Annotated in this window: 26 protein-coding genes and 2 tRNA genes; 13 read left to right on the forward strand and 15 right to left on the reverse strand. The window is 66.9% G+C overall.

Translation table 11 applies throughout. From position 1 onward, the window contains the following. Nucleotides 1-21: 21 nt before the first annotated feature. Nucleotides 22-1,017 (reverse strand): NAD(P)H-dependent glycerol-3-phosphate dehydrogenase, encoded by a 996-nt coding sequence (locus NN4_RS33325; protein WP_147139699.1) that lies wholly within the window; start codon nucleotides 1,015-1,017, stop codon nucleotides 22-24. A 31-nt stretch (nucleotides 1,018-1,048) separates the two neighbouring features. Between NN4_RS33325 and cofC the strand changes: the two genes are divergently transcribed. The 3 genes from cofC (at nucleotide 1,049) to NN4_RS33340 (ending at nucleotide 5,011) form a co-directional block, all read left to right on the forward strand. After that, nucleotides 1,049-1,732 carry a 2-phospho-L-lactate guanylyltransferase gene (cofC, locus tag NN4_RS33330; protein ID WP_147139701.1) on the forward strand — a complete coding sequence of 228 codons (684 nt, stop codon included), beginning with the start codon at nucleotides 1,049-1,051 and terminating at the stop codon, nucleotides 1,730-1,732. A 160-nt stretch (nucleotides 1,733-1,892) separates the two neighbouring features. Then, nucleotides 1,893-4,052, forward strand: coding sequence for an RNA degradosome polyphosphate kinase (locus NN4_RS33335; RefSeq protein WP_147139703.1), 2,160 nt, complete (start codon nucleotides 1,893-1,895; stop codon nucleotides 4,050-4,052). A 20-nt stretch (nucleotides 4,053-4,072) separates the two neighbouring features. Then, nucleotides 4,073-5,011, forward strand: coding sequence for an NUDIX hydrolase (locus tag NN4_RS33340; RefSeq protein WP_147139706.1), 939 nt, complete (start codon nucleotides 4,073-4,075; stop codon nucleotides 5,009-5,011). A 158-nt stretch (nucleotides 5,012-5,169) separates the two neighbouring features. Here the strand turns inward: NN4_RS33340 and NN4_RS33345 are convergent, their stop codons facing one another. The 3 genes from NN4_RS33345 to leuC all read right to left on the reverse strand — a co-directional run bounded on the left by NN4_RS33345 (nucleotide 5,170) and on the right by leuC (nucleotide 8,054). Then, nucleotides 5,170-5,832 carry an HU family DNA-binding protein gene (locus NN4_RS33345; protein WP_107658468.1) on the reverse strand — a complete coding sequence of 221 codons (663 nt, stop codon included), beginning with the start codon at nucleotides 5,830-5,832 and terminating at the stop codon, nucleotides 5,170-5,172. Nucleotides 5,833-5,988: 156 nt separating this feature from the next. After that, complete coding sequence (leuD, locus tag NN4_RS33350) at nucleotides 5,989-6,597, reverse strand: 3-isopropylmalate dehydratase small subunit (RefSeq protein WP_135232543.1); 609 nt, start codon at nucleotides 6,595-6,597, stop codon at nucleotides 5,989-5,991. A gap of 35 nt (nucleotides 6,598-6,632) precedes the next feature. Then, entirely contained in the window at nucleotides 6,633-8,054 is a 1,422-nt protein-coding gene (gene leuC / locus NN4_RS33355) for a 3-isopropylmalate dehydratase large subunit (RefSeq protein ID WP_107658470.1), read from the reverse strand. A gap of 163 nt (nucleotides 8,055-8,217) precedes the next feature. Between leuC and NN4_RS33360 the strand changes: the two genes are divergently transcribed. The 3 genes from NN4_RS33360 (at nucleotide 8,218) to NN4_RS33370 (ending at nucleotide 9,816) form a co-directional block, all read left to right on the forward strand. Continuing rightward, nucleotides 8,218-8,919 (forward strand): IclR family transcriptional regulator, encoded by a 702-nt coding sequence (locus NN4_RS33360; RefSeq protein WP_135232545.1) that lies wholly within the window; start codon nucleotides 8,218-8,220, stop codon nucleotides 8,917-8,919. A gap of 33 nt (nucleotides 8,920-8,952) precedes the next feature. Further along, nucleotides 8,953-9,453 (forward strand): pyridoxamine 5'-phosphate oxidase family protein, encoded by a 501-nt coding sequence (locus tag NN4_RS33365; RefSeq protein WP_147139707.1) that lies wholly within the window; start codon nucleotides 8,953-8,955, stop codon nucleotides 9,451-9,453. Nucleotides 9,454-9,609: 156 nt separating this feature from the next. Further along, nucleotides 9,610-9,816, forward strand: coding sequence for a DUF5302 domain-containing protein (locus NN4_RS33370; RefSeq protein ID WP_107658473.1), 207 nt, complete (start codon nucleotides 9,610-9,612; stop codon nucleotides 9,814-9,816). 400 nt (nucleotides 9,817-10,216) lie between these two features. On the opposite strand, the gene NN4_RS33375 is transcribed toward NN4_RS33370, so the two are convergent. The 4 genes from NN4_RS33375 to NN4_RS33390 form a co-directional block, all read right to left on the reverse strand. Further along, nucleotides 10,217-10,289, reverse strand: a tRNA-Glu gene (locus NN4_RS33375). Nucleotides 10,290-10,439: 150 nt separating this feature from the next. Continuing rightward, nucleotides 10,440-10,511 (reverse strand) — tRNA-Gln (locus NN4_RS33380). A 134-nt stretch (nucleotides 10,512-10,645) separates the two neighbouring features. Further along, nucleotides 10,646-12,118: a glutamate--tRNA ligase gene (gene gltX / locus NN4_RS33385; RefSeq protein WP_147139709.1), complete on the reverse strand. Its 1,473-nt coding sequence runs from the start codon at nucleotides 12,116-12,118 to the stop codon at nucleotides 10,646-10,648. 48 nt (nucleotides 12,119-12,166) lie between these two features. After that, entirely contained in the window at nucleotides 12,167-12,943 is a 777-nt protein-coding gene (locus tag NN4_RS33390; protein ID WP_107658475.1) for a fumarylacetoacetate hydrolase family protein, read from the reverse strand. Nucleotides 12,944-13,147: 204 nt separating this feature from the next. Here NN4_RS33390 and NN4_RS33395 point away from each other — a divergent pair, with 204 nt between their 5' ends. Both NN4_RS33395 and NN4_RS33400 read left to right on the forward strand, forming a co-directional pair. Beyond that, the gene (locus NN4_RS33395; RefSeq protein WP_147139711.1) at nucleotides 13,148-14,356 is read left to right on the forward strand and encodes an MFS transporter; all 1,209 of its coding nucleotides are present in this window, start codon (nucleotides 13,148-13,150) and stop codon (nucleotides 14,354-14,356) included. A 244-nt stretch (nucleotides 14,357-14,600) separates the two neighbouring features. Beyond that, complete coding sequence (locus NN4_RS33400; RefSeq protein ID WP_147139712.1) at nucleotides 14,601-15,209, forward strand: TetR/AcrR family transcriptional regulator; 609 nt, start codon at nucleotides 14,601-14,603, stop codon at nucleotides 15,207-15,209. Nucleotides 15,210-15,221: 12 nt separating this feature from the next. On the opposite strand, the gene NN4_RS33405 is transcribed toward NN4_RS33400, so the two are convergent. From NN4_RS33405 to serA, 3 genes are all read right to left on the reverse strand, one after another. Next, complete coding sequence (locus NN4_RS33405) at nucleotides 15,222-15,824, reverse strand: Uma2 family endonuclease (RefSeq protein WP_246181214.1); 603 nt, start codon at nucleotides 15,822-15,824, stop codon at nucleotides 15,222-15,224. Nucleotides 15,825-15,980: 156 nt separating this feature from the next. Continuing rightward, nucleotides 15,981-16,988: a 3-isopropylmalate dehydrogenase gene (locus NN4_RS33410; protein ID WP_147139715.1), complete on the reverse strand. Its 1,008-nt coding sequence runs from the start codon at nucleotides 16,986-16,988 to the stop codon at nucleotides 15,981-15,983. Between the two features lie 146 nt (nucleotides 16,989-17,134). Continuing rightward, complete coding sequence (gene serA / locus NN4_RS33415) at nucleotides 17,135-18,733, reverse strand: phosphoglycerate dehydrogenase (RefSeq protein WP_147139716.1); 1,599 nt, start codon at nucleotides 18,731-18,733, stop codon at nucleotides 17,135-17,137. 147 nt (nucleotides 18,734-18,880) lie between these two features. Here serA and NN4_RS33420 point away from each other — a divergent pair, with 147 nt between their 5' ends. Together NN4_RS33420 and NN4_RS33425 are read left to right on the forward strand one after the other, a co-directional pair. After that, nucleotides 18,881-19,435, forward strand: a complete 555-nt coding sequence (locus tag NN4_RS33420; protein WP_147139719.1) for a TetR/AcrR family transcriptional regulator — start codon at nucleotides 18,881-18,883, stop codon at nucleotides 19,433-19,435. 68 nt (nucleotides 19,436-19,503) lie between these two features. Beyond that, entirely contained in the window at nucleotides 19,504-21,210 is a 1,707-nt protein-coding gene (locus NN4_RS33425; protein WP_147139721.1) for an alpha/beta fold hydrolase, read from the forward strand. A 677-nt stretch (nucleotides 21,211-21,887) separates the two neighbouring features. Here the strand turns inward: NN4_RS33425 and NN4_RS33430 are convergent. After that, the gene (locus NN4_RS33430) at nucleotides 21,888-22,775 is read right to left on the reverse strand and encodes a LysR family transcriptional regulator (protein ID WP_147139724.1); all 888 of its coding nucleotides are present in this window, start codon (nucleotides 22,773-22,775) and stop codon (nucleotides 21,888-21,890) included. Between the two features lie 109 nt (nucleotides 22,776-22,884). Here NN4_RS33430 and NN4_RS33435 point away from each other — a divergent pair, with 109 nt between their 5' ends. Together NN4_RS33435 and NN4_RS33440 are read left to right on the forward strand one after the other, a co-directional pair. Continuing rightward, the gene (locus tag NN4_RS33435) at nucleotides 22,885-24,096 is read left to right on the forward strand and encodes an MFS transporter (protein ID WP_147139726.1); all 1,212 of its coding nucleotides are present in this window, start codon (nucleotides 22,885-22,887) and stop codon (nucleotides 24,094-24,096) included. A gap of 48 nt (nucleotides 24,097-24,144) precedes the next feature. Then, nucleotides 24,145-24,948 (forward strand): nucleotidyltransferase domain-containing protein, encoded by an 804-nt coding sequence (locus tag NN4_RS33440; protein WP_147139728.1) that lies wholly within the window; start codon nucleotides 24,145-24,147, stop codon nucleotides 24,946-24,948. A gap of 4 nt (nucleotides 24,949-24,952) precedes the next feature. Here NN4_RS33440 and NN4_RS33445 read toward each other — a convergent pair whose 3' ends face one another. Then, complete coding sequence (locus tag NN4_RS33445; RefSeq protein ID WP_147139729.1) at nucleotides 24,953-25,447, reverse strand: winged helix-turn-helix transcriptional regulator; 495 nt, start codon at nucleotides 25,445-25,447, stop codon at nucleotides 24,953-24,955. A 116-nt stretch (nucleotides 25,448-25,563) separates the two neighbouring features. Here NN4_RS33445 and NN4_RS33450 point away from each other — a divergent pair, with 116 nt between their 5' ends. Next, the gene (locus tag NN4_RS33450; protein ID WP_147139731.1) at nucleotides 25,564-26,205 is read left to right on the forward strand and encodes a dihydrofolate reductase family protein; all 642 of its coding nucleotides are present in this window, start codon (nucleotides 25,564-25,566) and stop codon (nucleotides 26,203-26,205) included. A 70-nt stretch (nucleotides 26,206-26,275) separates the two neighbouring features. On the opposite strand, the gene NN4_RS33455 is transcribed toward NN4_RS33450, so the two are convergent. Together NN4_RS33455 and NN4_RS45840 are read right to left on the reverse strand one after the other, a co-directional pair. Further along, the gene (locus NN4_RS33455) at nucleotides 26,276-26,479 is read right to left on the reverse strand and encodes a cold-shock protein (RefSeq protein ID WP_054814460.1); all 204 of its coding nucleotides are present in this window, start codon (nucleotides 26,477-26,479) and stop codon (nucleotides 26,276-26,278) included. Nucleotides 26,480-26,622: 143 nt separating this feature from the next. Beyond that, nucleotides 26,623-26,805: putative immunity protein (locus NN4_RS45840; RefSeq protein WP_371865786.1), on the reverse strand; the 183-nt coding region annotated here is incomplete at its 5' end.

Raw genomic sequence — 26,805 nt, forward strand, 5'->3', positions numbered from 1 at the left:
ACACTGCAAGGGACGGGTGGCCTACTCCGGCTTGATCCGCCGTCCGAGCAGATTACCGACGGCTTCCCGCACGGCCATACCTTCGTGGCAGACCTGGTTCACGGCGGTGGTGAGCGGCATGTCGACATCGTGCTTCACAGCGAGCGCACGGATGGAGGTGCAGGACTTGACGCCTTCGGCGACTTGGCCGTGCGTTGCCTCCTGCGCGGTTTCCATGGAGCCGCCCGCACCGAGGGCGTGGCCGAAGGAGCGGTTGCGGGACAGCGGTGAGGTGCAGGTGGCGACGAGGTCGCCGACGCCGGCGAGGCCGGAGAGGGTGGCGGGTTCGGCGCCGAGGGCGACGCCGAGGCGGATGATTTCGGCGAGGCCGCGGGTGATGATGCTGGCGACGGTGTTGTCGCCCAAGCCCATTCCGGAGGCGATGCCGCAGGCGAGGGCGATCACGTTCTTGCACGCGCCGCCGATTTCACAGCCGATTACGTCGGTGTTGGTGTAGGGGCGGAAGTATCCGGTGGCGCTGGCGTGCTGCAGCGCCACGGCGCGGTCGGCGTCGGAACAGGCGATCACGGTCGCCGCGGGCTGGCCGACGGCGATCTCCCGAGCCAGGTTCGGGCCGGACAGCACGGCAACCCGGCTCGCGTCGGCCCCGCTGACCTCGGCGATCACCTGACTCATCCGCAGCAGCGTGCCGTTCTCGATGCCCTTGGCGAGGCTGAGCAGCGACGCCTCCGGCGGGATCAGCCCCTTCCACTGCTCGAGATTCACGCGCAGGGATTGGGACGGCACCGCGAGAACCACGATGTCGGCCGCGTCGAGGGCGACGGCGGGGTCGTGGGTGGCTTTCAGCGGGGGCAACGGAATATCGGTGAGGTAGGACGGATTGCGATGTTGGGTGTGCAGTATTTCGGCGACCTCGGGTCGTCGCGCCCAGATGGTGACGTCGGTTCCCGCGTCCGCCAAGACCTTTGCGAACGCGGTCCCCCAAGATCCCGCGCCCAGTACTGCCGCCCTCGTCATCTGCCCAATATGCCATGGAAGGATTGGACGCATGCGCCCGCACGCCGTGCATGCCGTGATCGCGGTGAAGAGCCTCGATCAGGCCAAGAGCCGACTGGCCGACCGGCTGCGCCCGGAACACCGGGCCCGGCTGGTCCTCGCCATGCTCGCCGACACCATCACTGCTACCGCGGCCGTGCCGGAGATCGTTTCGATCACCGTGGTCACGCCGGATCCGGCGGTGGCCGACCTGGCCCTGTCGATGGGCGCCGCGGTGCACCCGGAGCCACGCACCGCCGGCCGGGACGGGTTGAACGACGCGCTGGCCGACGCCGCGACGGGGCTGCGGCACCGGTACGGCCCGGTCGATCTGCTCGCGTTGCAGGCGGACCTGCCCGCGCTGCGCCCGGAGGAACTGGCCGACGTGCTGACGGTCGCCCCGCGCGGACTGCGCTCGATCGTGGTCGATCACGCGGGCACCGGCACCGCAGCGCTACTTGTCCGCGACCCCATTGCCGCCCTCGAACCCCGTTTCGGCCCTGGTTCAGCGGGCAAACACAGAGCGGCGGGTGCGGTCGACTTGGTCGGCGAGTGGCCCGGGTTGCGACTGGATGTGGACACGGCCGACGACCTGGACCTGGCCATTGAGCTCGGCGCGGGCTGCGCCACCAGGGTGGCGCTGCACGACATCGGCTGGCCGGATCGTGTTCACCTCCCGGTTCGCCGAGTGTGCTAGGAGGTCGCCAGAGTGAGGTGATGCTCACGGCAATCACAGTGTCGGGCTCCACACTGCCCGGTTTGTAGGGGATGATCGTTGGCGTGAGTGAGCGAAGCGAGCCAACCGTCTGCCGGCGTGTATCGCGCCTGTCAGAGCCTAGCGCCAGCGAGGTACGGCTATGAGCGATACGGAAGTTGTCAAACCGCAATTGCTTCCTACTCCGCCGCCAGCGGCGAGCCCGGTGCAGACCGACGCGACGATCGTGCAGTTGCCACGTGATCGCTACCTCAACCGCGAGCTGAGCTGGCTCGATTTCAACGCCCGGGTGCTCGCCCTGGCCGAGGACGCTTCGCTGCCCCTGCTGGAGCGCGCCAAATTCCTCGCCATCTTCGCGTCGAATCTCGACGAGTTCTACATGGTGCGCGTCGCCGGCCTCAAGCGCCGCGCCGAGACCGGTCTGCTGGTGCGTTCCGCGGACGGCCGCTCGCCTGGCGAGCAACTGGAGTTGATCGCCGCCCGCGCGCAGGAGATCGCCGTGCGTCACGCGCGCGTGTTCCTGGACGACGTGCTGCCCGCGCTCACCGCCGAGGGCATCGCGATCATCGACTGGACCGACCTGAACGACGATGAGCGCCAACGCCTCTCGGGCCACTTCCAGGATCAGGTGTTCCCGGTGCTGACCCCGCTCGCGGTGGACCCGGCGCACCCGTTCCCCTACATCAGCGGCCTGAGCCTGAATCTCGCGGTGACGGTGAAGGATTCCGCCACCGGCGGCGAGCACTTCGCCCGAGTCAAGGTGCCGGACAACGTAGATCGGTTCGTCCGGGTGCGACGCACCGACGCCGGCTCGACCATCGCTGCCTTCCTGCCGATGGAGGAGCTGATCGCGGCGCACCTCGATCTGCTGTTCCCCGGCATGGAAGTGGTTGAGCAGCACTCGTTCCGGATCACCCGCAACGCCGACTTCGAGGTCGACGAGGACCGCGACGAGGACCTGCTGCAGGCCCTGGAACGCGAACTCGCGCGCCGCCGCTTCGGCTCGCCGGTGCGGCTCGAGGTCTCCGACGATATGACCGAGCACATGCTCGAATTGTTGTTGCGTGAACTGGATGTCGATCCCGGCGACGTGATCCAGGTGCCGGGTCTGCTCGACCTGTCCTGCCTGTGGCAGGTGTACGGGGTGGACCGGCCGAACCTCAAGGACGCGCCCTATGTGCCCGCCACCCCGCCCGCGTTCGGTGAGCGGGAGACGCCGCGCAACGTGTTCGCGGCGCTGCGCGAGGGCGACGTGCTGGTGCACCATCCGTACGACTCGTTCTCCACCAGCGTGCAGCGTTTCATCGAGCAGGCCGCCGCGGACCCGCAGGTGCTCGCCATCAAGCAGACGCTCTACCGCACCTCCGGTGACTCCCCGATCGTCAACGCGCTCATCGACGCCGCCGAGGCGGGCAAGCAGGTGGTCGCGCTGGTCGAGATCAAGGCGCGCTTCGACGAGCAGGCCAACATCAAGTGGGCGCGCCAGCTGGAGCAGGCCGGCGTGCACGTGGTCTACGGTCTGATCGGCTTGAAGACGCACTGCAAGACCTGTCTGGTGGTGCGCCGCGAGGGCGCAACCATCCGCCGCTACTGCCACATCGGCACCGGCAACTACAACCCGAAGACCGCGCGGCTCTACGAGGACGTCGGATTGCTCACCGCCGCACCGGAAATCGGTGCCGACCTGACCGACCTGTTCAATTCGCTGACCGGTTACTCGCGAAAAGAGAACTACCGCAACCTGCTTGTCGCGCCGCATGGCGTGCGCGCCGGGATCATCGAGCGGATCCAGCGGGAGACCGCACTGGCCGCAGAGGGCAAGGACGCCCGAATCCGGTTGAAGGCCAATGCGATCGTCGACGAGGAGATCATCGACGCGCTGTACCGGGCCTCGCTGGCCGGGGTGCCGGTGCAGATCGTGGTGCGCGGCATCTGCGGGCTGCGCCCCGGTGTGCCGGGGATGAGCGAGAACATCGAGGTCCGCTCGATCCTCGGCCGCTTCCTCGAACATTCGCGGGTGATGCACTTCCAGGCTCAGGATCAGTACTGGATCGGCAGTGCCGACATGATGCACCGCAATCTGGACCGGCGCGTGGAAGTGATGGCGCAGGTGAAGGATCCGCGGCTGACCGAGCAGCTCGGGCAGGTCTTCGACTCCGCCCTGCATCCCAACACCCGCTGCTGGGTACTCAGCTCGGATGGCAATTGGCTTGCGTGGCCCGAACACGCAGGCGATGACGATGTCGAAGTGCGTGACCACCAAGAATTCCTCATGCGGCTGCGGAGGCCAGAACAACAGTGAGTGGTGCTACGGGGTACGAGATGGAAGGGGGCCCCTTCTGGGATCCCCGTGTTACCGCCAACATTCACGCCGCGGGCGCGGTGCTGTGGCGGCGAGCGCCGAACGGCGGCGTGGAGATCGCCGTCGTGCACCGGCCGAAGTACCAGGATTGGTCGCTGCCCAAGGGCAAGCTCGATCCCGGTGAGACGCCGGTGCTCGCCGCGGTCCGCGAGGTCCGCGAGGAGACCGGTCTGGACTGCAAGCTGGGCCGCTACCTCGGGCACGTCACCTATCCGGTGCCCGGACACCGCAAGCTGAAGCGGGTGGACTACTGGGCGGCCGAGGTGGCGGGCGGCGAGTTCACCGCCAATGATGAAGTGGACGTGCTGAATTGGTATCCGCTGGATCGGGTGATGGACCAGCTGTCCTACCCGATGGATCGGCAGGTGCTGCGCGCGTTCACCCGGCTGCCACCGGAAACCCGCACACTGCTGTTGGTGCGGCACGCGAAAGCCGGTCGGCGAGACCGCTTCTCCGGTCCCGACCCGTTGCGCCCACTGGATCGGTCCGGCCAAGCCCAAGCAGGAGCTCTGGTCTCGAACTTGCTGGCGTTCGGGGCATCTGAGATCTATTCGGCCGATCCGGTGCGCTGCGTGCAGACGGTGACACCGCTGGCCGAGAAGCTCGGCGTCGAGATCACACTCGAACCGCTGCTGTCCGAAACCGGTTATGCCGCAGCGCAGGACGCGGCGCGGCAACGGGTCGTCTCGCTGGTGTCGGATACCCAGGTGCCCGTTGTGTGCAGTCAGGGCAAGGTGATTCCGGATCTGCTGCGCTGGTGGGCCGAGCGCGACGGCATCACACTGCCGTCCGCACGCAACCGCAAGGGCAGTGTGTGGGTGCTGTCGTTCGTCGACCGCAAGTTGGTCGCCGCCGACCATCTGGACCGCTCGCTGAACTCCGACGTCGTGAAGTCCTGACCGCTGCCACCGGCAGCACCGGAACAGCCCCCTGAAAGACAGCCCCAGACAACCGAAACGGCCCCGGAGGCATCCTCCGGGGCCGTGTTCGATCGGTACAGCGGGTGATTCGGCCGCACGACCGGTCACCCGGCGCCAATACCGTACTGGCGCAGTATCTAGCGGCGACCGCGAGCGGGCGCCTTCTTGGCGGCCGACTTCTTGGCCGGAGCCTTCTTGGCGACCGTCTTCTTGGCCGCGGTGACCTTCTTGGCCGGCGCCTTCTTGGCGGCGGTGACCTTCTTGGCAGGCGCCTTCTTCACGGCCGTCTTCTTGGCAGCCGTCTTCTTGGCGGGCGCCTTGGCCGCAGTCGTCTTGCGAGCAGCGGTCTTTGCGGGCGCCTTCTTGGCGGCCTTCTTCGCCGTGGTCTTGGCCGGGCCCTTCGTGGGGGTGGCCTTCTTGGCGGCGGTCTTCTTGGCCGCCGTCTTCTTGGCAGCCGCCTTCTTCGCCGCCACCGGGGCATTCACGCCGCGCTTGACGGCGGGACCGCTCTGGGCGAGCTTCTGCTTACCCGCGATCACGGCCTTGAACTGAGCGCCCGGACGGAACGCAGGCACCGAAGTGGGCTTCACCTTGACGGTTTCGCCGGTGCGCGGGTTCCTGGCAACTCGAGCCGCACGCTTGCGCTGTTCGAACACACCGAATCCGGTGATTGTGACGCTCTGACCCTTGTGCACCGCGCGCACGATGGTGTCGACCACATGCTCGACTGCCGCGGTGGCCGTGCGCCTATCAGTACCCAACTTTTCGGTCAGAACGTCGATCAGTTCCGCCTTGTTCATTGAATCCTCCGCAGACTAATGGCCCGTCGTCGGACCGACTAGGTACCACGGTAAACCCACTTTGGGCAAGAGTCTATGTGCCACGCCAAAATTCATGTGGTTTAGCACACGTCCAGCTATCGGCCCCCTTGCCATCCAGCTAACACCCCGGGGTGTTTAGGACTGCGAAATACGTGCCGGGAGGGTAGTGGGTTTCCATGCTGGCCTTGCGTTTTCGAACTCGGCGATGGTGTCGCTGCGGCGCAGGGTGAGCCCGATGTCGTCCAATCCTTCGAGCAGACGCCACCGTGTGTAGTCATCAATATCGAACGGCAACACGGCGGTTCCGGCGGTCACCGTGCGCGCCTCGAGGTCCACAACCAATTCGAGTCCGGGCTGTTCCTCGAGCAACTTCCAGAGCATTTCGACATCGTTCTGTGACATCTGAGCGGCCAACAGCCCGCCCTTACCGGCATTGCCACGGAAGATGTCGGCGAACCGGGACGAGATCACCACCCGAAAGCCGTAGTCCGACAGCGCCCAAACGGCGTGCTCACGCGACGATCCTGTACCGAAATCCGGGCCCGCTACCAGCACACTTCCCCGGTTGTACGGCTCGTTGTTCAGAATGAAGTCCGGATCGTTACGCCACGCGGCGAAGAGTCCGTCCTCGAATCCGGTGCGGGTCACCCGCTTCAGGTACACAGCCGGGATGATCTGGTCGGTATCGACATTGGAACGGCGGAACGGCACGCCGATCCCCTTGTGCACGGTGAAGGCTTCCATTGATTCTCCTGAGTCGGTGGGGGTATCGCGTCCGGTCAGTCCAGATCCGCAGGCGAGGACAGGGTTCCGCGAACCGCCGTCGCGGCCGCTACGAGCGGGGAAACCAGGTGCGTACGGCCACCTTTGCCCTGTCGGCCCTCGAAGTTGCGGTTCGATGTCGAGGCGCAGCGCTGGCCCGGTTCGAGCTGATCCGGATTCATTCCCAGGCACATTGAGCAGCCCGCCTGCCGCCATTCGGCGCCCGCGGCGGTGAAAATCTCGCCCAGTCCTTCTAATTCGGCCTGTGCGCGAACCCGCATAGACCCCGGTACAACCAACATTCGCACCGAGTCGGCGACCTTGCGTCCCTTTAAAATACCGGCCACCGCACGCAAATCCTCGATGCGTCCGTTGGTGCACGATCCGACGAATACGGTGTCGACCGAGACCTGCCGAAGCGGAGTGCCCGGCTCCAAATCCATGTACCGCAGCGCTTTCGCGGCGGACTCGCGCGCCGTCTCGTCGGCGATCTGGGCGGGGTCCGGCACCGATTCGCCAAGGGGCGCGCCCTGTCCGGGGTTGGTGCCCCAGGTGACGAACGGGGTCAGCTCGCTCGCGTCGATGTGCACCTCGGCGTCGAACACCGCGCCCTCGTCGGTCTTCAGCGCTTCCCAGGCGGCCACTGCTGCCGTCCAGTCGGCTCCCTGCGGCGCGTGCGGGCGTCCTTCGAGGAATTCATAGGTCGTTTCGTCCGGAGCGATCATGCCGGCCCTGGCGCCCGCTTCGATGGACATGTTGCAGATGGTCATTCGCGCCTCCATCGACATGGCCCGAATCGCCTCGCCGCGGTACTCCAGCACGTAGCCCTGACCGCCGCCGGTGCCGATTTTGGCGATGACGGCCAGAATCAGGTCCTTGCTCGTCACACCGGGGGCCAACGTGCCGTCCACGGTGATCGCCATCGTCTTGAACGGGCGCAGCGAGAGTGTCTGGGTGGCAAGGACATGTTCGACCTCGGAGGTGCCGATACCCATCGCCAGCGCGCCGAACGCGCCGTGCGTCGAGGTGTGACTGTCTCCGCACACCACCGTCATTCCCGGCTGGGTGAGGCCGAGCTGGGGGCCGACGACGTGCACGATGCCCTGGTCCAGATCGCCCATCGGATGCAGGCGCACACCGAATTCCGCGCAGTTTCGGCGCAGTGTGTCCACCTGAGTGCGCGAAATCGGGTCCGCGATGGGCTTATCGATGTCGGCGGTCGGGACATTGTGGTCCTCGGTCGCGATGGTCAGATCGGGCCGCCGGACCGGCCTGCCCGCCGCGCGGAGGCCGTCGAAGGCCTGCGGGCTGGTCACCTCGTGCACGAGATGCAGGTCGATGTAGATCAGGTCGGGTTCGCGCCCGACGCCCTCGCCCGAACCGCGGGCTACGACGTGCTGCTCCCACACCTTTTCGGCCATGGTGCGTGGCTGTGCCATTTCTCGATCACCTTTCGACGAGCATCCGATCGCGGTCCGGGCTGGGAGCGCGGGGGCGGCTGCACAAGTTTTCGGATATGCGAGGTCGGATGCCCCGTGGGAGATTCCGCGTGGGAACACCCAGCAGTGGATTTCCCAGCATCCGAGACGCTAGTATCGTTCTATGAGACAGCATAGCGGCATCGGCGTCCTCGACAAAGCAGTGGCGGTGTTGTACGCCGTCGCCGAGCACCCCTGCGGTCTCAACGAGCTGTGCGCCCGCACCGGCCTGCCCCGCGCCACCGCCCATCGCCTGGCCGTCGGCCTGGAAGTGCACCGGCTGCTGGCCCGCGACAACACCGGAATGTGGCGACCGGGCCCCGCCCTCGCCGAGCTCGCCGCGGGCGCCACCGATCCGCTGCTGGAGGCCGCATCGGCCATCCTGCCCCGGTTGCGCGAGATCACCGGCGAAAGCGTCCAGCTGTACCGCCTGGACGGCAATGCGCGCATCTGTGTCGCGGCCTTGGAACCACCCGTCGGACTCCGCGACACCGTCCCCGTCGGCGCGCGACTGCCACTCACCGCGGGCTCCGCCGCCAAAGTGCTGCTCGCCTGGGCCGATCCCGACCTGCAACGCACCATCCTCGCCGACGCCGTCTTCGGCGAACGCGCACTGACCGAGGTGCGCAAGCGCGGCTGGGCACAGAGCGCGGCCGAACGCGCCTCCGGCGTGGCCAGCGTTTCCGCCCCCGTGCGCGATGCCGGCGGCACCGTGATCGCCGCCGTCTCGGTCTCCGGCCCGATCGACCGCATGGGCCGCAGGCCCGGCGCGCGCTGGGCCGCCGACCTGGTCGCCGCCGCCGAAGCCCTACACAAGCGCCTATAACACGTTCTAGAAATGACCTTCTAGAGTGAGTCCATGGGAGTCAACCAACGGGCACAGATCGTCATGTCCGACACCGAGATCACCGAGTTCCTGGAGCGCAGCCGCATCGCCACCCTGGCGACCATCGGCCCCAAGGGCACCCCGCACCTGACCGCCATGTGGTACGCGCTCATCGACGGCGAGCTGTGGTTCGAAACCAAGGCCAAGTCGCAGAAAGCCGTCAACCTACGTCGCGATCCGCGCATCACCTGCATGATCGAGGCCGGCCAGACCTACGACCAGTTGCGCGGCGTCTCGATCGAGGGTCACGCCGAGATCATCGACGACCCCGACAAGCTCTACGCCGTCGGTGTCAGTGTGTGGGAGCGCTACACCGGCCCCTACAGCGAAGACGTCCGCCCGATGGTCGAGGCCATGCTGCACAAGCGCACCGCCATCCGCGTCGTCGCACACCGCATTCGCAGCTGGGATCACCGCAAGCTCGGCCTCCCCCAGCTCCCCCTGGGCGGCACCACCGCCCAATACCTCGACTGACCCGCCTATGCGTTGCGGCACAGCCCCCGACGCGCCCTCGATATCGACCTGACATCGCCCCCCTCCGGCGACTAACGTCGAACCGTTCCACACCAATCGGCCGAAACCCGCTGGACCTGTTCCGCGGCACCCGGCCGCCACCACGAGGAGACGGCGATGACGGAACCGGATAGTTCCCCGAGCTCGAGCAACACCGAGGGCACCAGCGCCGACGAGCTGAAGCGCAAGTTCAAAGAGGCGCTCGACCGCAAAAACCAGCACAACGCCCGCACCGCCGACCACCTCGACGGCCGCTCCAAGGGCGCCAACGCCACCCACGGCAGCGCCAGCCACAAGCGCGAATTCCGCCGCAAGAGCGGATAACCCCCGCCGCCGAAAAAGGCCCCTCGGTCACCGACCGGGGGGCCTTCGCTGTACCTGGGGTCCCCTACCCGCGCCTCGCCGGCCCGAGGCCGCACAGCTCGCAACGAGACCGCGCAGCCCCACCACAAATCCGCACCGCGTCTCGGGATCCCCACCGACTCCGACGCCCCAAACCAGTGCGCATCCCGAGAAGTAGTGCGGCTACCACCGCAGGCAGACAAGGCACTGAAACGAAAGATCCCCACCTCACCAACCCCGTGCGCGCCGAGGGCGAAGCCTCTCGGCCAGGGGGTCCGGGGGCGCAGCCCGCCGGGCGGGGTTTGGGGGTTGCACCCCCAAAAACACGCGGAAAACCAGAACGGCCCATGCTCTCCATGAGCATGGGCCGTGCACTGGTTTGTAGCCCCGACGGGATTCGAACCCGCGCTACCGCCTTGAGAGGGCGGCGTCCTAGGCCGCTAGACGACGGGGCCAGGACTGCTTCTCGTTTGCACGAGGAGCACCTTTGGTTGATCTTTCGATCAGGAGGCTCGGCTAGCTTAGCTGGCCGGAGCGTGGCGACCAAATCGCCAGCTGCTGTACTGATTTCGGCCGCGCAACCGATCTCGACAACAATCTCTCCGCTGGGGTACCAGGACTCGAACCTAGAATGGCTGAACCAGAATCAGCTGTGTTGCCAATTACACCATACCCCAATGACCAGGTCTTTCAGCCTCGCGTCTGGGTGACTGCGAGGCCTTGTTCCGAGCCGAGAAGAAGAGTACCAAACGGCTACGGGTTAACTACAAATCGCCTGGTCAAAGCCTTGTTTTCGGCCTGTTTCGCCGTTTCAGACAGTCGCCGACCACTCCAGTGCGGAGCGCAGCCGTCCGAGGCTTGCTTCGCGGCCGAGCAGTTCGAGCGACTCGTACAGTGGCGGGCTGATGTGTGATCCGGTCACCGCGACGCGCACGGGCGCGAATGCCTTGCGTGGTTTGAGGCCCAGTTCATCGATCAGCGCGGTTTTCAGCGCTTCTTCTATAGCGGATGTCGACCACTGCGCGAGTGGCTCCAGCGCAGTAATAGCAGCTTGCAATACCGGGGTTGCGTCGGCGCCGAGATTCTTGGCTCCCGCGGCGGGGTCGATCGCAAATTGTTCGGCGGGCGCCAACAGGAAACGCAACAGTTCCCAAGCATCCGACAAGACGACGATCCGGGTCTGCACGAGTTCGGCCGCCGCGGCGAAGATCTTCTCATCGATTTCGGCACCGATATGACCATGTTGGGTCAGGTACTCGCGCAGTCGGTTGCTGAAATCAGCGGGTTCCAGCAATCTGATGTGCTCAGCGTTGAGCGCATCCGCCTTCTTCTGATCAAATCTGGCCGGATTCGAATTTACTTTCGATATGTCGAACGCAGCAACCATCTCCGCCATGGTGAACAGGTCGTGGTCGTCTGCGATGCTCCAGCCGAGAAGTGCCAGGTAATTCAGCAAACCTTCCGGGATGAATCCGCGGTCCCGATGGACGAACAGATTCGACTCGGGATCGCGCTTGGACAACTTCTTGTTGCCCTGCCCCATGACGAACGGCAGGTGACCGAACTCCGGCGTGAAGTCGGCCACGCCGATCCGGCGCAGGGCGCCGTAGAGCGCGAGCTGGCGCGGTGTCGAGGACAGCAGGTCCTCGCCGCGCAACACGTGAGTGATCTTCATCAACGCGTCGTCGACCGGGTTGACCAGCGTGTACAACGGATCGCCGGTGCCGCGGGTGAGCGCGAAGTCCGGCACGGTGCCCGCTTTGAAGGTGGTCTCGCCGCGCACCAGATCGTGCCAGCTGAGGTCCTCGTCGGGCATCCGGAGGCGAATCACCGCGGGGCGCCCGGCATCTCGGTACGCCTCGATCTGCTGCGCGGTGAGCTCGCGATCGTAGTTGTCGTAGCCGAGCTTCGGGTCACGGCCGGCCGCGCGATGACGCGCCTCGACTTCCTCTGGCGTGGAGAAGGATTCATAGGCCTCCCCCGCGTCGAGCAGGCGCCGGACCACATCGAGGTGCAGATCCTTGCGCAGCGACTGGCGGTACGGCTCGTACGGGCCGCCGACCTCCGGCCCCTCGTCCCAGGTGAGGCCGAGCCAGCGCAGCGCGTCGAGCAGCGCGCGGTAGGAGTCCTCGGAATCCCGTGCCGCATCGGTGTCTTCGATGCGGAACACGAACTTTCCACCGTGGTGCCGGGCGTAGGCCCAGTTGAACAGCGCCGTGCGGATCAGGCCGACGTGCGGCGTCCCGGTCGGCGACGGGCAGAAGCGGACCCGTACTTCAGTCATGGCTCTCTTTCGACTAGCTGACCATTACCAGTGACCGGCAAGCAGTCACTAGCGGTGCTTGGCGGCAACGGGATTGATGAGGGTGCCGATGCCCTCCACGGTCACGGACACTTGCTGGCCGGCCTGGACCGGACCGACGCCCTCGGGCGTCCCGGTGAGGATCACGTCACCGGGCAGCAGCGTCATCACCGTGCTGATCCATTCGATGAGCTTCGGAATGTCGTGCAGTAGAAGCGAAGTGCGGCTGCGCTGGCGGACTTCGCCGTCGAGCTCGGTGACGATCTCCAGATCCGAGGGATCCAAGGAGGTTTCGATCCACGGGCCGAGCGGGCAGAAGGTGTCGTAGCCCTTGCCCCTGGTCCATTGGCCGTCGTGGCGCTGCTGGTCGCGCGCGGTGACATCGTTGGCGACGGTGTAGCCGAGCACCACGTCCAGCGCGCGGGCGGCGGGCACGTCCTTGCACGGACGGCCGATGACGACGGCGAGCTCGCCCTCGTAGTCGACCTGAGAGGAGCTGGGCGGCAGGATGATCGGCGCGTTCGGCCCGATGATCGAGGTGTTGGGCTTGAGGAAGATCACCGGATCTTCCGGTGCGGGCCCGCCCATTTCGGCCGCGTGCGCCGCATAGTTCTTGCCGATACACACCACCTTGCTCGCCAGGATGGGCGCGAGCAGGCGCACATCGGCCAGCGGCCAGCTCCGCCCGGTGAACGTCGGCGTACCGAACGGGTGTTCCGCGATTTCCTTCGCGATGCTGTCGCTTCCGTCCCCCTCGATGCTGACGAACGCGACCCCATCGGGACTGGCTACTCGACCTAGACGCATGCCGGGCAGTCTATCGACCGGCTTCCACCTGCCCGAACGCGCCCAACCGAGCGGTACGCACGGCCGCGCACCGGCGGGCTGAGCCAGCTGTGCGCAGGCCGACATCCACTACCCGTAATCCACTTGCCCGGCCGGTGTAACGTAAGCCTCGCTGTTCACTCAATGGGACTTTACTCCCAAATAATGAGATATGAGGTGAGGCCGATGGCTACCGTCCCCCAGATCCAGGAGGCTCGACGGTGGTCCATGCTCGGCCTCGGCGTCTTCGCGCAGGCCGCCAGCGCGGTCTTCGTGAACGGTGCACCCTTCCTGCTGCCCGCGCTGACCGATCGGGGCATGCCGCTGGCCACCGCAGGACTTTTAGTGGCAATGCCCACACTGGGATTGGTCTGCACACTGATCGCGTGGGGGTACGTGGTCGATCGGATCGGTGAGCGCAAAGTACTGATCGGCGGTCCACTCCTGATGCTGGCCGCCGGCGTCGCCGCGTCGACCACCACGCACGACATCGCTTTGGGCGCACTGCTGTTCCTCGGCGGCATCGGCGCCGCGAGCACCAACGGCGCGAGCGGTCGCGTCATCGTCGGCTGGTTCCCACCGCATCGGCGGGGCCTGGCCATGGGTATTCGGCAGACCGCCCAGCCGCTCGGCGTCGCCGTCGGCGCGTTGACCGTGCCCGCCGTCGCGGCCGCATACGGTGTGCCCGCGGCGATTCTGGTGCCGGCGGTGATGGCGGGTGCCGCCGCGGTGGGCTGCCTGATCGGCATCATAGATCCACCGCGACCGACCGGGGCCGGCACCGATGCGGCGTTGCGCGCCAATCCTTATCGCGGTGATTCGACACTCTGGCGCATCCATGCGGTCTCTGTGCTGCTGGTCATACCGCAGGGCACCGTGTGGACTTTCGCACTGTTGTGGCTGCACCGCGACGTGGGCTGGTCGTTGGCCGCCGCGGGAATTCTGGTCACCGTGACCCAAATCCTGGGTGCCGCAGGGCGAATCGGTGCGGGCGCCTGGTCCGATCGCGTTAGCAGCCGGTTGGGTCCGTTGCGCACCGTCGCGATCGCCGCCGTGCTGTCGATGGCCGCGCTGGCACTGGCGGCGGCGACCCACATGTGGTGGGCCGCAATCCCGTTGCTCGTCGCCGCCTCGGTGATCACGGTCTCCGACAACGGGCTGGCCTTCACCGCCGTCGCCGAGATCGCCGGTCCCTACTGGAGCGGCCGCGGCCTCGGCATCCAGAACACCGGCCAGAATCTGGCGATGGCCGCGGTCCCGCCGACGTTCGGCGCCCTCATCAGCACAAGCGGTTTCGCGGCCGCCTACCTGGTGGCCGCCGCGCTCGCGGTAGCCGCCGTCCCCCTGGTTCCAACCGGCCGCAGCACCAATAACCGTCCAGCCCCGACGGATTGACGCCCGATCCGAGACTTCGATCCGAGGGCGGATGCGACGACCATCACTGTGGAAGGTCGGGAACGACTAGGCCACAACACTTTTAGTACAAATGCACCATTCAGCCCACTGAACACGACACATCGCGCAACCACGCGCTCCGTTGCTGATTACATCGCAACCCCCACCCCTGTCGCATTTAGCGACACCCTGTCGCCAACGGGTAGTATGGAAACATCCCGTCGCTATCAGGACCAGGAGCCAGATGCCGAGGATCGACGCACCAACCGTCGCCGAACACCGGGCGAACCAGGAACGCGCGCTGCTCGACGCCGCCCGGGTGGTGCTGCTACAGAACGGACCACAGGCGGTGACGCCCGCCACGGTCGGCGCGGCCGCCGGGCTCGCGCGCAGCAGCGTCTATAAATACTTCCGCTCCGGTGACGAAATCCTGTTCCGGATCGTGGCGGACGCGCTGACGGAATGGGGCGTGCGCCTGCGCGATACGGTCGAACGGGCCGAGACCGCCGCAGGCCAAGTCGAGGCCTACGTGCGAACCACCTTGGCACTGGCCGCATCCGGCGCGCACCGCATCGCCGTGCTCGGCAGCATCCTCCCCCGCGACGAGACCGCCCGGCGCGACCTGGCCGACGCGCACCACGAACTGGCCGGCCCGCTTCGGGCGGCACTGGCCGCCCTGGACAACCCGAATCCCGAACTCACCGCCGATCTGATCGACGGCGCACTGTCCCGTGCCATCGAACGCATCGATGCGGGCTGCCCGCTCGATGAGATCGCCCCGGAGACAGTCGCGTTCGTCCGCCGCGCGGTCGGCATCAGTCACCGGCCGAACCGCCACCGCGGCAAGGGCTGATCCCAGCCGGCCTCAAACCGCAAGCAGCGCAGCAGGATCGAAGGTGACCCGGAACGGCTTATCGGCGTCAACGACCGCATCGAAGATACTGCCGGAACCGACAACGGGGTCGGCGCCATAGCCGCCGTCGCCCAACACCATCCGATGCACCAGCACCTCGGGCTGGTGCTCGACGATCCAATACTGTGGAATGCCCACCGCCGCGTACTCGCGCACCTTCCGCACCCGGTCGGTGCGTTCGGTCCCGCTGCCCGGCGCGATGACCTCGACGGCCAGCCGCACCTCCGATCCCGGAATTCGCTTGGGCACGTCCGCGACCACGGCGGCCCTGGCGACCTCACGAGGAATCACGATGATGTCCGGCTTGCGCACTCCGCTGCGCGTGCTGACCTCCCAGCCACTCCCGACGCAGAGATGCACCGCGGCACCGACGGCACCGGCGTCGATGAATCGGCCGAGCCGCTGCGTCACGTGGTTGTGCCGAGCGCCGGCATTCACCTCGACCAGCCAGCCGTCCTCGAGCTCGAAACCCTTGCCGCCGCCGGGCACATCGCGCAGGTCCAGCCCGGCATACGGGCCGACCTGTGGCCGCTGCTTCCCGCGCCGTCCGTTCACCGAAACCTCCGTTTCACCAGGTGGTCCCTCGACGGGCGGCTGGGTGCGGCACACGTCATGGACTCAATCCCTGGTTACCACGCCACGTGCGTTTCACACGTACCCGAAAAGTCCCGCACCGGAAGTGCTCCGGCACGGGACTTCAGGAAGTTTCGCTCAGACGCCGGCGGCGATGCGGTCGCCGATCTCGACCGTCGACGCCGAGCCCGCGCGCGCGGCGAGGTCCTTGGCGACGGCGGATTCGATGCGGGCGGCCGCTTCGGCATTGCCGAGATGGTTGAGCAGCAACGACACCGAGAGGATCGCGGCTGTCGGATCGGCCTTGGACTGCCCCGCGATGTCGGGGGCGCTGCCGTGTACCGGCTCGAACATGCTCGGGTTGGTGCCGGAGGCATCGATATTGCCGCTGGCGGCCAGGCCGATGCCACCGCTGACGGCGGCGGCGAGGTCGGTGATGATGTCGCCGAACAGATTGTCGGTGACGATCACGTCGAACCGGCCCGGGTCGTTCACCATATGAATGGTCGCGGCATCGATGTGCTGGTAAGCCGTTGCCACATCAGGGAATTCGGCCGCGACCTCGTCGACGGTGCGCTGCCACAGCGAGCCCGCGAAGGTGAGCACGTTGGTCTTGTGCACCAGCGTGAGGTGCTTGCGGCGGGCCTGCGCCTTGGCGAAGGCGTAGCGCACCACGCGCTCGATGCCGAAGCGGGTGTTGGTGCTGACCTCGGTCGCCACCTCGTGCGGGGTCTGCACGCGGATCGCGCCGCCGGTGCCGGTGTAGGGCCCCTCGGTGCCCTCGCGGACGACGACGAAATCGATGTCGGGGGTGCCCGCCAGCGGACTTGTCACGCCCGGAAACAGCTTGGACGGCCGCAGATTCACGTGATGATCCAGCGCGAACCTGGTGCGCAGCAGCAGGCCGCGCTCGAGCACGCCGCTCGGCACCGACGGATCGCCGATCGCGCCGAGCAGGATCGCGTCGTGCTGCTGCAACTCGGGCAGCACGGAGTCCGGCAGAATCTCACCGGTCGCGTGGTACCGCTTGGCGCCGAGGTCGTACTCGGTCCGCTCGACACCGGGCTGGACCACGTCGAGCACCTTGAGCGCCTCGGCGATCACCTCGGGTCCGATGCCGTCGCCGGGGATGACAGCAAGCTTCATTGCAACAACGCTCCGTTCGATATCGCCGGCCGCACCATGACCGGCCGCGCTCAGTGCCTCTATTTCCCGGTGCCGCGCACCTTTCGACTCCCGCGCACGATGTCGTGCGCGTGGTGCCGATCGGTGCGCGGCGTCCGGGCCTTCGATCAGAACAGATCGACGACGACGACCTTTGCGGCACCGACGGATTCGGCGATCGCGGCCTCCACGTCGGCGGGCACCTCACGGTTGACGCGCAGCATCACCGTCGCGCCTTCCTTGTCGACGTCCTGGCTCAGCTGTGCGGCGAGGATGTCGATCCCGGCCTCGCCGAGCTTGGTGCCGATCTTGCCGAGCGCGCCCGGCTTGTCCTCGTAGTTCAGCACGGCCACGTTCAGGCCCTCGGCGCGCATGTCGTAGTTGCGGCCGTTGATGTTGACGATCTTCTGCACCTGCTGCGGCTCGGTCAGCGTGCCCGCCACGTTCAGGGTGCGGCCGTCGCCGAACACCGCGCGCAGGTCGACGACGCTGCGGTGGCTCGGGCTCTCCGACACGGTGTTCACCTGGGCGGTGATGCCGCGCTCCTTGGCCAGGGTCGGCGCGTTGACGAAGGTGACCTGGTCTTCGACCAGTGCCGAGAAGATGCCGCGCAACGCCGAAAGCTCCAGCACCGCAACGTCTTGCGCGGCGAGCTCGCCACGCACCTGCACCTCGACGCTGACCGGCAGTTCGTCGGACAGCGCGCCGAGCAGGGCGCCCTGCTTGCGCACGATGTCGAGCCACGGCGCGACCTCTTCGCCGACGCTGCCGCCGGTGACATTCACCGCACCGGGCACGAATTCCCCGGCGAGCGCGAGCAATACGGACTTGGCGACATCGGTGCCCGCCCGGTCCTGCGCCTCGGAGGTGGACGCGCCGAGGTGCGGGGTCACCACGACCTGCGGAAGCTCGAACAGCGGGCTGTCGGTGCACGGCTCGGTCTCGAACACGTCGAGGCCGGCGGCCCGCACGTGGCCGGACTTGATGGCATCGGCGAGCGCCTGCTCGTCGACCAGGCCGCCACGCGCCGCGTTGACGATGATGACGCCCGGCTTGGTCTTGGCGATGGCTTCCTTGCCGATGATGCCCTTGGTCTCCGGGGTCTTCGGCAGGTGCACCGAGATGAGGTCGGCGCGCTCGAGCAGCTCGTCCAGGCTCAGCAGCTCGATGCCGAGCTGGGCGGCGCGGGCCGGCGAGACGTAGGGGTCGTACGCGACGATCTTGGTCTCGAAGGCGGCGAGCCGGGCTGCGAACAGCTGGCCGATGCGGCCGAGACCGACCACGCCGACGGTCTTGTCGAAGATCTCGACGCCGTTGAACTTGCTGCGCTGCCAGGTGTGCTCACGCAGCGTCGCATCGGCGGCCGGAATCTGGCGGGCGGCGGCGAGCAGCAGCGTGACGGCGTGCTCGGCGGCGGTGTGGATGTTCGAGGTCGGCGCGTTGACGACCATGACACCGCGCTCGGTGGCCGCGGGCACGTCGACATTGTCGAGGCCGACGCCGGCGCGCGCGACGATCTTCAGGTTCTTGCCCGCCTCCAGCACCTCGGCGTCCACCGTGGTCGCAGAACGCACGAGTAGCGCGTCGGCTTCGGGGACCGCGGCGAGTAGAGCCGGGCGGTCAGGGCCGTCGACCCACCGAACCTCGACTCCGTCACCGAGCGCGTCGACGGTCGACTGGGCAAGCTTGTCGGCGATCAGGACAACAGGACGGCCTGCTTGGCTCACTGTGGAGTACTCCTGGGGAAAGGGGTCGGCAATTACCGCCGATCAGCTTAGTGGGCGTCGTTTCGGCATGTGCTACCCCCTGGTAAGGCGGCCGTCGTCAGTATGGCCCATTAGTCAAATTATGAAGACCGGTCTACTGTTACCACCATGGGTGCCAAGGGAACCGAGACGCGCGGCAAGCTGATCGACGCCACGCGCGGACTGGTCGAGAAGCACGGCTACTTCGGCGCGGGCCTCAACCAGATCATCGAGACCAGCGGCGCACCGCGCGGCTCGCTGTACTTCCACTTCCCCGGCGGCAAGGACCAACTCGTCGCGGCAGCCGTCGCCCAGTCGGGCAACGAGATCACCGCACTGATCGACGCGGTCGCACCCGGCGACACCGCGGCCGCGGCAACCAGCTTGCTCGCTGCTTTCGGCGATCGGCTGGAAGCCTCCGACTGGCACCAGGGTTGCCCGGTCGCCACGGTCACTCTCGACGTTTCCGCGGCGAACGACACGATCCAAGCCGAATGCGCCGCCGCGTACACGGCTTGGGAACAGGCGCTGCGCATTCGATTGCAGGCCGACGGCCGCTCGGACGCTGCGGACTTGGCCGCGGCCATCCTCGCCATGATCGAGGGCGCTTTGCTGTTGGCTCGGGCGCAGCGCAGCCGCGAGCCGCTCGAGCGGGTGGCGCGGACGATTCGCACGATGCTCTGATCCGGCGTTATGCCAAAGGTTTTCGCAGGTCTATCGAATATGTAGACCGGTCTATTAAGGAGAGATCTATGACCGTCAGCATCGTTGTCGGCGCCGCCGGGTTCATCGGCCGCGCCGTAGTCGAACAGCTGCTGAAACAAGGCGGGACCGTCACGGCCGCCCTACGGCCGGGAAGCGAGAACCGGCTCGCCGCATGGCTGGAGTCACGCGCTGTCGACCAGACCCGCCTCCACGTCGTGGCCTGTGACATCACCGCGAAAGATCTCGGCCTACCTGCCGAGCTCGACACGTCCGGCATCCACGACGTCTATAACTGCGCGGCGCGTTTCGCTTTCGGCCTCGACAAGGACGACGCGTACGCGGTGAACGTGACCGGCGCGCTCAACGTGCTCGACTGGGCGACGGAGCTGCCTGCCCTGCGGCGCGTCGTCCACATCACCGGCTATCGCGTCACCGTCGAGGACCCCGGCGAACAGCGCTACGAGCGTGGGGCTTACGAGGCCTCCAAGGTCGAGTCGGACCCGATGCTGCGGCGGCGGGCGGCCGAGCGCGGCATTCCGCTCACCATCGCCAATCCGAGCAGCGTGCTCGGCCCCGGCCAATACGTCGGGCTCGCAAGCATTGTCGCGGACCTGTGGCACGGCAGGCTCGTGGCGATCCCCGGCGGTCGCGAAACCTTCCTTCCGATAGTCGATCTGGACTACTTCGCGACCTTCCTGACCGCCTTGCCGAGCCAGGACGACACGGTGGGCCGATCCTTCACGGTGCTCGATCCCCGAACCCCGGTGCTGCCGGACCTGATTCGGCTGCTCGCGCGGCATCTGGGCGTGCGCGCGCCGCACTTCTCGATTCCGGTCAGTGTTATCCAGAAGCTGCCGCGGGCGCTCACCGGCGCCGACCCCGAGTCGCTGCCGTTCATCGCCGACGATCGTTACGACACCACTGCCGCGGAAGAGGTCGCACGGCGGGCCGGAATCACCATGCCGCACACGGAGACCGTGCTGCGCGCCTGGGCCGATCATCTGGTGTCGAGCCGGTTCGGTGCCGTCGAGGCGGATCCGACCGCCGGATTCGTCGACGGCACTTGGGTTTCCGGGGATCGGGAGAATCCCGAGTATGTGCTGTTGCACGGGCTGCCGGTCGACAGCGATTCCTGGGCGGCGGTGCGGGCGGCGCTCGAAGCACCGAGCTTGGTCGCCGACCTGCCCGGTCTCGGGCGGTCGGCACCGGGCGACATCGATGACGTGCTACCGCGATTGATGAGTTCCGTCCGCAGTCGTCCGGTGCTGGTCGGTCATTCGCTCGGCTGCGGTCCGGTGCTGCGGTACGCCGCGGCGCATCCGGAGCGCATCGCCGGCGTTGTCCTGGTGTCGCCCGCGTTTCTTCAGCAGCCGACCGGTCGGCTGCTGCGTTCCCCGCTGACCGCGGTGGCGTTGCGGCGAATGTCGGCCGCCGCCTTGGCAGCTCGGCTGGGCATCCCCATAGGCCCGGCGACGGACGCCGCCACCAACTTGCGGCGGCCACGAGTGGCAGCGCGCACGGTCGCTGCGCTGCGACGGGCGAGCGCACCTGCTCGGCGACACGAGTTGACGGAACTGCTGGCGGAGATCTCTGTGCCGGTGCGGATCGTCGTCGGCGCCGAGGACCCACTCTCGGCCGCGGTGACGAGCGAACCGATCGTCATCGAGGGCACCGGCCACTACCCACAGTTGACCCATCCGGCCCGGGTCGCGGCCGAGATCGCCCGGTTGGACGTCACCGCGCAGGCCCACTGACAAACGAGGAGGGCCCCGCACCACTCGGGTGCGGGGCCCTCTCCGGAATCGCGCTCAGTGGCGCGAGACCCGGTCGATCACTCGACCATCACGTTGATTCAGCGGCCGCCGAAGGATCCCGTCCACAGGGTGTTGACGATTCCGTGGAGAGCGGCACCGAAGGTGTCCAGGAAACCGCCGAGGGCAGCGCTACCGGTGTCGATGATAACGGGGATCATTTAAATACCTCTTCGTTGAAAGACCATCCAGTTGTACTGGCTGACACAAGGCACATCGGCGTCTCGACAAAGTCGGTTACTAATTTTCGCTGTTTAGTGACGCAGGTTACAGTCACATCACGAAGAACACCTGGTCAGGTGACCATTTGGGGTTCATGCCCGGAGAACCATGGGCTTGACCACGTCGTATGCGTCGACGCCGATGCGCGGAGATGGCCACAGCGGTAAACATGACAATCTTCTAAGAAATCGATGGGACCCGAATAAGAGGGGCATTCGGACTCGGACATTCCCGACAAGTAAGACGGTTGCAGAATACGTCGTAACAAGTGTTCGAATTCCTCGATAGCTCGCACTAGAAGCACTCGTTTGCGTCTCGTCGAACAACAGCATCCAGCTGCCGAATCAGCCCTGGATAAACCTGGCGCGCAATACCGTTCGCCGCCTCCGCAAAGCTGCTCAGCCTGCCGCTGCGACAGCTCGGGAAAACGCCCGCACCCGGGTGGTTTCCCGGTTGCGATGCCAGACCAGGCCGAGCCGGGAGTGCGCCAACCCGGTCACCGGCACGAAGCGCACCTCCGGCCGGTCGTGGTACACGGCGGTCGGATGGCACAGCAGCATCGCACCCTGGCCAGCCGCCACCAGCTCGATTCCCTCCCGCAGTGTGCCGACGCCAGGGCCGACAGGCACAGGCCGACCGCCCGGCGTGACATCCAGCGACTGCGCGCGCCGCCAGTACTGCGGCGCGGGCCCGCGCACACCGATCAACGCGAACTCGGCGAGATCCTCCGGCGACAAGCTGGCCCGCGCCGCGAGCGGATGTTCGTTGTGCACCGCCAGCATCTGAGGCTGCTCTGAAAACACCTGTCCTAGAACGAGATCACTCTCCCCCATCGGCAGCAGCACCACCGCGATATCGACCTCGCCGCGCTGTACCGGACCGAACGGGTCGGCCAGCGGAATCTCGATCACCTCGGTGCCGCAGTGCGGGAACCTGCGCGCGAACAGCGCGAGAGCGTCCGTCAGATTCTCGCTGGTCGAACCCTGAAAACCGATGCGCAGCACCCCTTCCATGCCGCGCGCGGCGGCCCGGACACCGTCCACCGTCGCACGCAGCGCAGCATACGCGGGCTGCAGGTCGGCGAGGAAGTCCGCGCCGAGCGGGGTGAGCGCGACCTTGCGACTGGTGCGCTCGATCAACCGCGCGCCCACCCGGTGCTCCAGCGCGCGCAGCAGTTGGCTGACCCGGCCCTGCGAGACGTACAGCCGTTCGCCCGCGCGTCCGAAGTGCAGTTCCTCGGCCAGCACCAGGAACGCCTCGAGCTCGCGCACCTCCAAGCCACTCATGACTGCGCCTCGCTCATCGGCTTCCCTCTCCACCGTCGATTAGTCCAGCTCATAGAACGATGAGACCTTCGCCGTTGTTTCCACCAGGCCTGGTCAGTTGGCTGGAGTCATGACACAGGTTGAGGAAATCGCGAGTCCGACACCGGCAGCGCGCGATTCGGCACGGCGTGGCTGGCTCGGCGTCGGTGCCGTGACCGGGGCCACGTTCACGGTCGTCACCTCGGAGATGCTCCCGGTCGGGTTGCTCACTCCGATCAGCGCGACTTTGCGGGTCAGCGAGGGCGCAGCGGGGCTTTCGCTGACGGCCACCGGCCTGGTCGCCGCGCTGTCCGCACCGCTGATCACCGCCGCGCTCGGCCGCACCGACCGCAGGCTCGTGCTCTGCGCGCTACTCGCGGTGCTGACGGTGGGCAATGTCGGCGCAGCGTGGGCGCCGAACTTCGCCGTCATGATGGGGGCCAGGGTGCTGGTCGGCGTCGGGATCGGCGGGGTGTGGGCGATCGCGGCGAGCATGGCGGCGCGACTGGTCCCGCCGAAGTCAGTCGGTACCGCTACCGCGCTCGTCTACAGCGGCGTCGCGGTCGCCTCGGTCATCGGCGTCCCCGCCGGGACCTACATCGGCGCTCTCGCCGGATGGCGCGCGGCGTTTCTCGTCATCGCCGGGCTCGCGGTGGTCCTGCTGGTCGCGATCGCCGTCCTGCTACCGAGATTGACTGCTACGCAGGCAGTTCCGCTTCGGGACACCCTGCGATTGATGCGAGAACCGCAGTTACGCACCGCATTGCTGGTCGTGGCGTTCCTGGTGACGGGGCACTTCGCCGCCTACACCTACATCCGCCCGCTGCTGGAGAAGGTGACCGGCATCGGCGCGAGCGCCATCGGCACCCTGCTCCTGGTGTACGGAATCGCCGGTGTCCTCGGCAATTTCGGCTCGGGTGCCGCAGGCGTGCGCAGCCCGCGCCGGACGCTGATCACGATCGGCATCCCGCTGGCAGTCACCGTGCTGTTGATACCCGCACTGGGCGGTTCGCTGTGGCTCGCGGTCGTGCTGATGGTGGTGTGGGGGCTGTCCTACGGTGGGGTGTCGGTCACCTCGCAGAACTGGGCGTTCGCCGCGGCACCCGACGCACGCGAGGCGGCGTCCTCGCTCAACGCGGGTGTCTTCAACGCCGCCATCGCCCTCGGTGCGTTCCTGGGCGGGCGCACAGCGGATGCGTTCGGCATCACCTCCGCGATGTGGCTCGGCGGCGCGCTGGTCCTCATCGCGCTGATCATCGCCGCGGTCAGTCGCCCGGCAGAAGCCCGCGAGCTGCGCGGATAGCCGAAAACCAGATGCGGTCGTGATCATCGGCCGCCTAGCATCGGCGGCATGGCCCTACGCGCGATCCCTGCTTCGATGGACCCGACGGTGGTCGGGTCCATCGACTTCGAGCTGGACCGAGTCGAGCGCGAGCACCGCGTCTCGGTCCGGCTCGCCATCGAAAGCGGCAGCCGCGCCTGGGGTTTCCCGTCGCCGGATTCCGACTACGACTGCCGGTTCGTCTACGTCGCGAGCCTGGATACCTACCTCTCGCCCTGGCGCACCCGCGACGTCATCGAGACGCCGCTGACCGGTCTGCTCGACGTGAACGGCTGGGACCTGGCCAAGGCGCTGCGCCTGCTGGTCGCGGGCAATGCCGTGCTCATCGAATGGCTGATGTCGCCGATCGTGTACCGCGGCGATACTCGGTTCCGAGATGACCTGCGCGCCTTGGCCGACGAGGTCGCCGACCGCGACCGGGTGGCCCGGCACTACCTGCACCTGGGTGGCAAGCAGTGGGAGTTGTTCGACCGCAACCGATCTCTGAAGAAGGTGTTCTACTCGCTGCGCCCGGCCATGGCGTTGCGCTGGCTGCGCGAGCATCCCGGCGCGGCGGTGGCGCCGATGCACCTGCCGACCCTGATGGACGAGTGCGACCTGCCCGCCGAACTGGTTGCGGCAGTGGCGGAGTTGACCGAGCTGAAGTCGCGCACCCGCGAAATGGGCAGCGGGACAGTGCCGGTGCCGATCGCCTGGTTCATTGAGGCCGAATTCGCGCTGGCGGCAGACACTTTCCCGAAGACCGCGGACCCGGACCTCGACCGCGCCCGTAGTCTCACCGCGGAGTTCTTCCGTGCCGAGGCACAGCAGTAACCGCTCACGATTCGGCGACGGCCGCCGCGTACGCCTGGGCGAGCCGGTGCGTGGCGGTCGGCCGATCCTGGTCCGGACGGGGGATACCCAAGTGGGACTCCCGGAGTTCATCCATGAACTCCGCCCATAGCTCCGGCCCGCCCTCCGCCAAAAGCTCGGCTCGCACCCGCAATCGCTTGGTGGTCGGCCGGTGCCGCAGCCCCCAAACCCCGAGTTGGGCCATGATCGGCACCAGTTGGATGGCAGGCTCGGTCAGCCGGTACTCCACCTTCTGACCAGGCCTGCCATCCGCGCGACTGAGCATGCCCGCCGCGACCAGCTTTTTTAGCCGGTCGGACAGGATGTTCGAGGCAATGCCCTCCTCCGAGCCGGCCAGCAGTTCCCGGAAATAGCGCCGGTTGCCGAACATCACGTCCCGCAGCACCAGCAGGGTCCACCGATCGCCGATCACCTCGATCGTCGCGTTGATCGGGCAGCCCGAGCGTCCCTCATCGCGCATCCACCGCTCCTTCGCCGCGAAACCGAGTCGAACTTCTGCTTGCAATATACAACCAGTTGTCCGTAATCTGATCGCAAGCGATTGCGAATTGCAAGCACTATAGAAAGACTGGCACCATGACAAAGCTGTACGTGCGCAACCTGGCGATCTCCCTCGACGGCTACGTCGCCGGACCGAACCAGAGCGCGGACAACCCGCTCGGCGAAGGCGGCATGGGTCTGCACGAGTGGGTCTTCGCCACGCAGACCGGCCGTACCTGGTTCGGCAACGAGGGCGGCGAGACCGGTGTCGACGACGATTTCGTCAAGGCGGGCGAGGTCGGCATCGGCGCAACCATCATGGGCCGCAACATGTTCGGGCCGATCCGCGGCGCGTGGCCGGACGAGGAGTGGAAGGGCTGGTGGGGCGACAACCCGCCGTACCACCACGACACCTTCGTGATGACCCATCACCCGCGGCCTTCGCTGCCGATGGCGGGCGGGACCACGTTCCACTTCGTGAACGACACCCCGGAAGAAGTACTGAAGCAAGCGGTCAAGGCAGCCGACGGGAAGGACGTCCGGCTGGGCGGCGGGTCATCGGTCGTGCGTCAGTTCCTACAGGCGGGTCTGGTCGACGAGCTCCATCTGGCCGTCGTGCCGATCCTACTCGGCGGCGGCGAACGACTCTACGACGACCTCGGCACGCTGCCGGGCTACCGGGTCAGCTCGGTGGTCCGCTCCCCCGCGGTCACCCACGTGCAGTTCCGCAAGGCCTGAGAAGTCCCCCGAAATGGGGAAAGGCCCCGCACCATGCCGGTGTGGGGCCTTTCGAAAGCTTGGGAGCGAATCAGAGAACGCGAACGTCCTGCGCCTGCGGGCCCTTCTGGCCCTGGCCGATTTCGAACTCCACGCGCTGCCCCTCATCGAGGGACCGGAAACCCGCGCCGCTAACGGCCGAGTAATGCACGAAGACGTCGGGGCCTCCGCCGTCTTGCGCGATGAAGCCGAAGCCCTTCTCGCTGTTGAACCACTTCACAATGCCCTGAGCCATTTCATACTTTCTGTAGACGAGCCAGATTCTGGCAAATGGAATGCCCTGGTCTCGTAGATCAACGATGCCATGATCCGACGAATTTCTCCACATCTTCCCCGGTCAACTGTGAGCAATACAACGCTGACGTGGGGTTGTTGCCTTCACCTCCCATGCTCTGACAGGCCCCGATCCGGGAAAACCACCCGAAACAGACGTTCGGGAACCTGAGCTTGTTGCCAGGCGCGTTCGTCGTCCCCCTCCGACGAATCGGCCTGTACCGCCTGCATCGCATAGTTGGCCGCATGCACCGCGTGGCCCGCGACATGGGCGGTGGCCGCGGCGTG

Origin of the sequence: Nocardia ninae NBRC 108245 (assembly GCF_007990755.1) — a bacterium.
GTDB lineage: Bacteria > Actinomycetota > Actinomycetes > Mycobacteriales > Mycobacteriaceae > Nocardia > Nocardia ninae.

Coding starts and splice junctions, on each gene's coding strand:
- NN4_RS33325 (WP_147139699.1), bottom strand. CDS start 1,017: ATGACGAGGGCGGCAGTACTGGGCGCGGGATCTTGGGGGACCGCGTTC.
- NN4_RS33455 (WP_054814460.1), bottom strand. CDS start 26,479: ATGGCTCAGGGCATTGTGAAGTGGTTCAACAGCGAGAAGGGCTTCGGC.
- NN4_RS33400 (WP_147139712.1), top strand. CDS start 14,601: ATGCCGAGGATCGACGCACCAACCGTCGCCGAACACCGGGCGAACCAG.
- NN4_RS33420 (WP_147139719.1), top strand. CDS start 18,881: ATGGGTGCCAAGGGAACCGAGACGCGCGGCAAGCTGATCGACGCCACG.
- leuD (WP_135232543.1), bottom strand. CDS start 6,597: ATGGAAGCCTTCACCGTGCACAAGGGGATCGGCGTGCCGTTCCGCCGT.
- NN4_RS33435 (WP_147139726.1), top strand. CDS start 22,885: ATGACACAGGTTGAGGAAATCGCGAGTCCGACACCGGCAGCGCGCGAT.
- NN4_RS33395 (WP_147139711.1), top strand. CDS start 13,148: ATGGCTACCGTCCCCCAGATCCAGGAGGCTCGACGGTGGTCCATGCTC.
- NN4_RS33345 (WP_107658468.1), bottom strand. CDS start 5,832: ATGAACAAGGCGGAACTGATCGACGTTCTGACCGAAAAGTTGGGTACT.
- NN4_RS33360 (WP_135232545.1), top strand. CDS start 8,218: ATGAGACAGCATAGCGGCATCGGCGTCCTCGACAAAGCAGTGGCGGTG.
- NN4_RS33410 (WP_147139715.1), bottom strand. CDS start 16,988: ATGAAGCTTGCTGTCATCCCCGGCGACGGCATCGGACCCGAGGTGATC.
- NN4_RS33425 (WP_147139721.1), top strand. CDS start 19,504: ATGACCGTCAGCATCGTTGTCGGCGCCGCCGGGTTCATCGGCCGCGCC.
- cofC (WP_147139701.1), top strand. CDS start 1,049: ATGCGCCCGCACGCCGTGCATGCCGTGATCGCGGTGAAGAGCCTCGAT.
- NN4_RS33440 (WP_147139728.1), top strand. CDS start 24,145: ATGGCCCTACGCGCGATCCCTGCTTCGATGGACCCGACGGTGGTCGGG.
- NN4_RS33370 (WP_107658473.1), top strand. CDS start 9,610: ATGACGGAACCGGATAGTTCCCCGAGCTCGAGCAACACCGAGGGCACC.
- leuC (WP_107658470.1), bottom strand. CDS start 8,054: ATGGCACAGCCACGCACCATGGCCGAAAAGGTGTGGGAGCAGCACGTC.
- NN4_RS33445 (WP_147139729.1), bottom strand. CDS start 25,447: ATGCGCGATGAGGGACGCTCGGGCTGCCCGATCAACGCGACGATCGAG.
- NN4_RS33430 (WP_147139724.1), bottom strand. CDS start 22,775: ATGAGTGGCTTGGAGGTGCGCGAGCTCGAGGCGTTCCTGGTGCTGGCC.
- gltX (WP_147139709.1), bottom strand. CDS start 12,118: ATGACTGAAGTACGGGTCCGCTTCTGCCCGTCGCCGACCGGGACGCCG.
- NN4_RS33340 (WP_147139706.1), top strand. CDS start 4,073: ATGGAAGGGGGCCCCTTCTGGGATCCCCGTGTTACCGCCAACATTCAC.
- NN4_RS33365 (WP_147139707.1), top strand. CDS start 8,953: ATGGGAGTCAACCAACGGGCACAGATCGTCATGTCCGACACCGAGATC.
- NN4_RS33390 (WP_107658475.1), bottom strand. CDS start 12,943: ATGCGTCTAGGTCGAGTAGCCAGTCCCGATGGGGTCGCGTTCGTCAGC.
- NN4_RS33450 (WP_147139731.1), top strand. CDS start 25,564: ATGACAAAGCTGTACGTGCGCAACCTGGCGATCTCCCTCGACGGCTAC.
- NN4_RS33335 (WP_147139703.1), top strand. CDS start 1,893: ATGAGCGATACGGAAGTTGTCAAACCGCAATTGCTTCCTACTCCGCCG.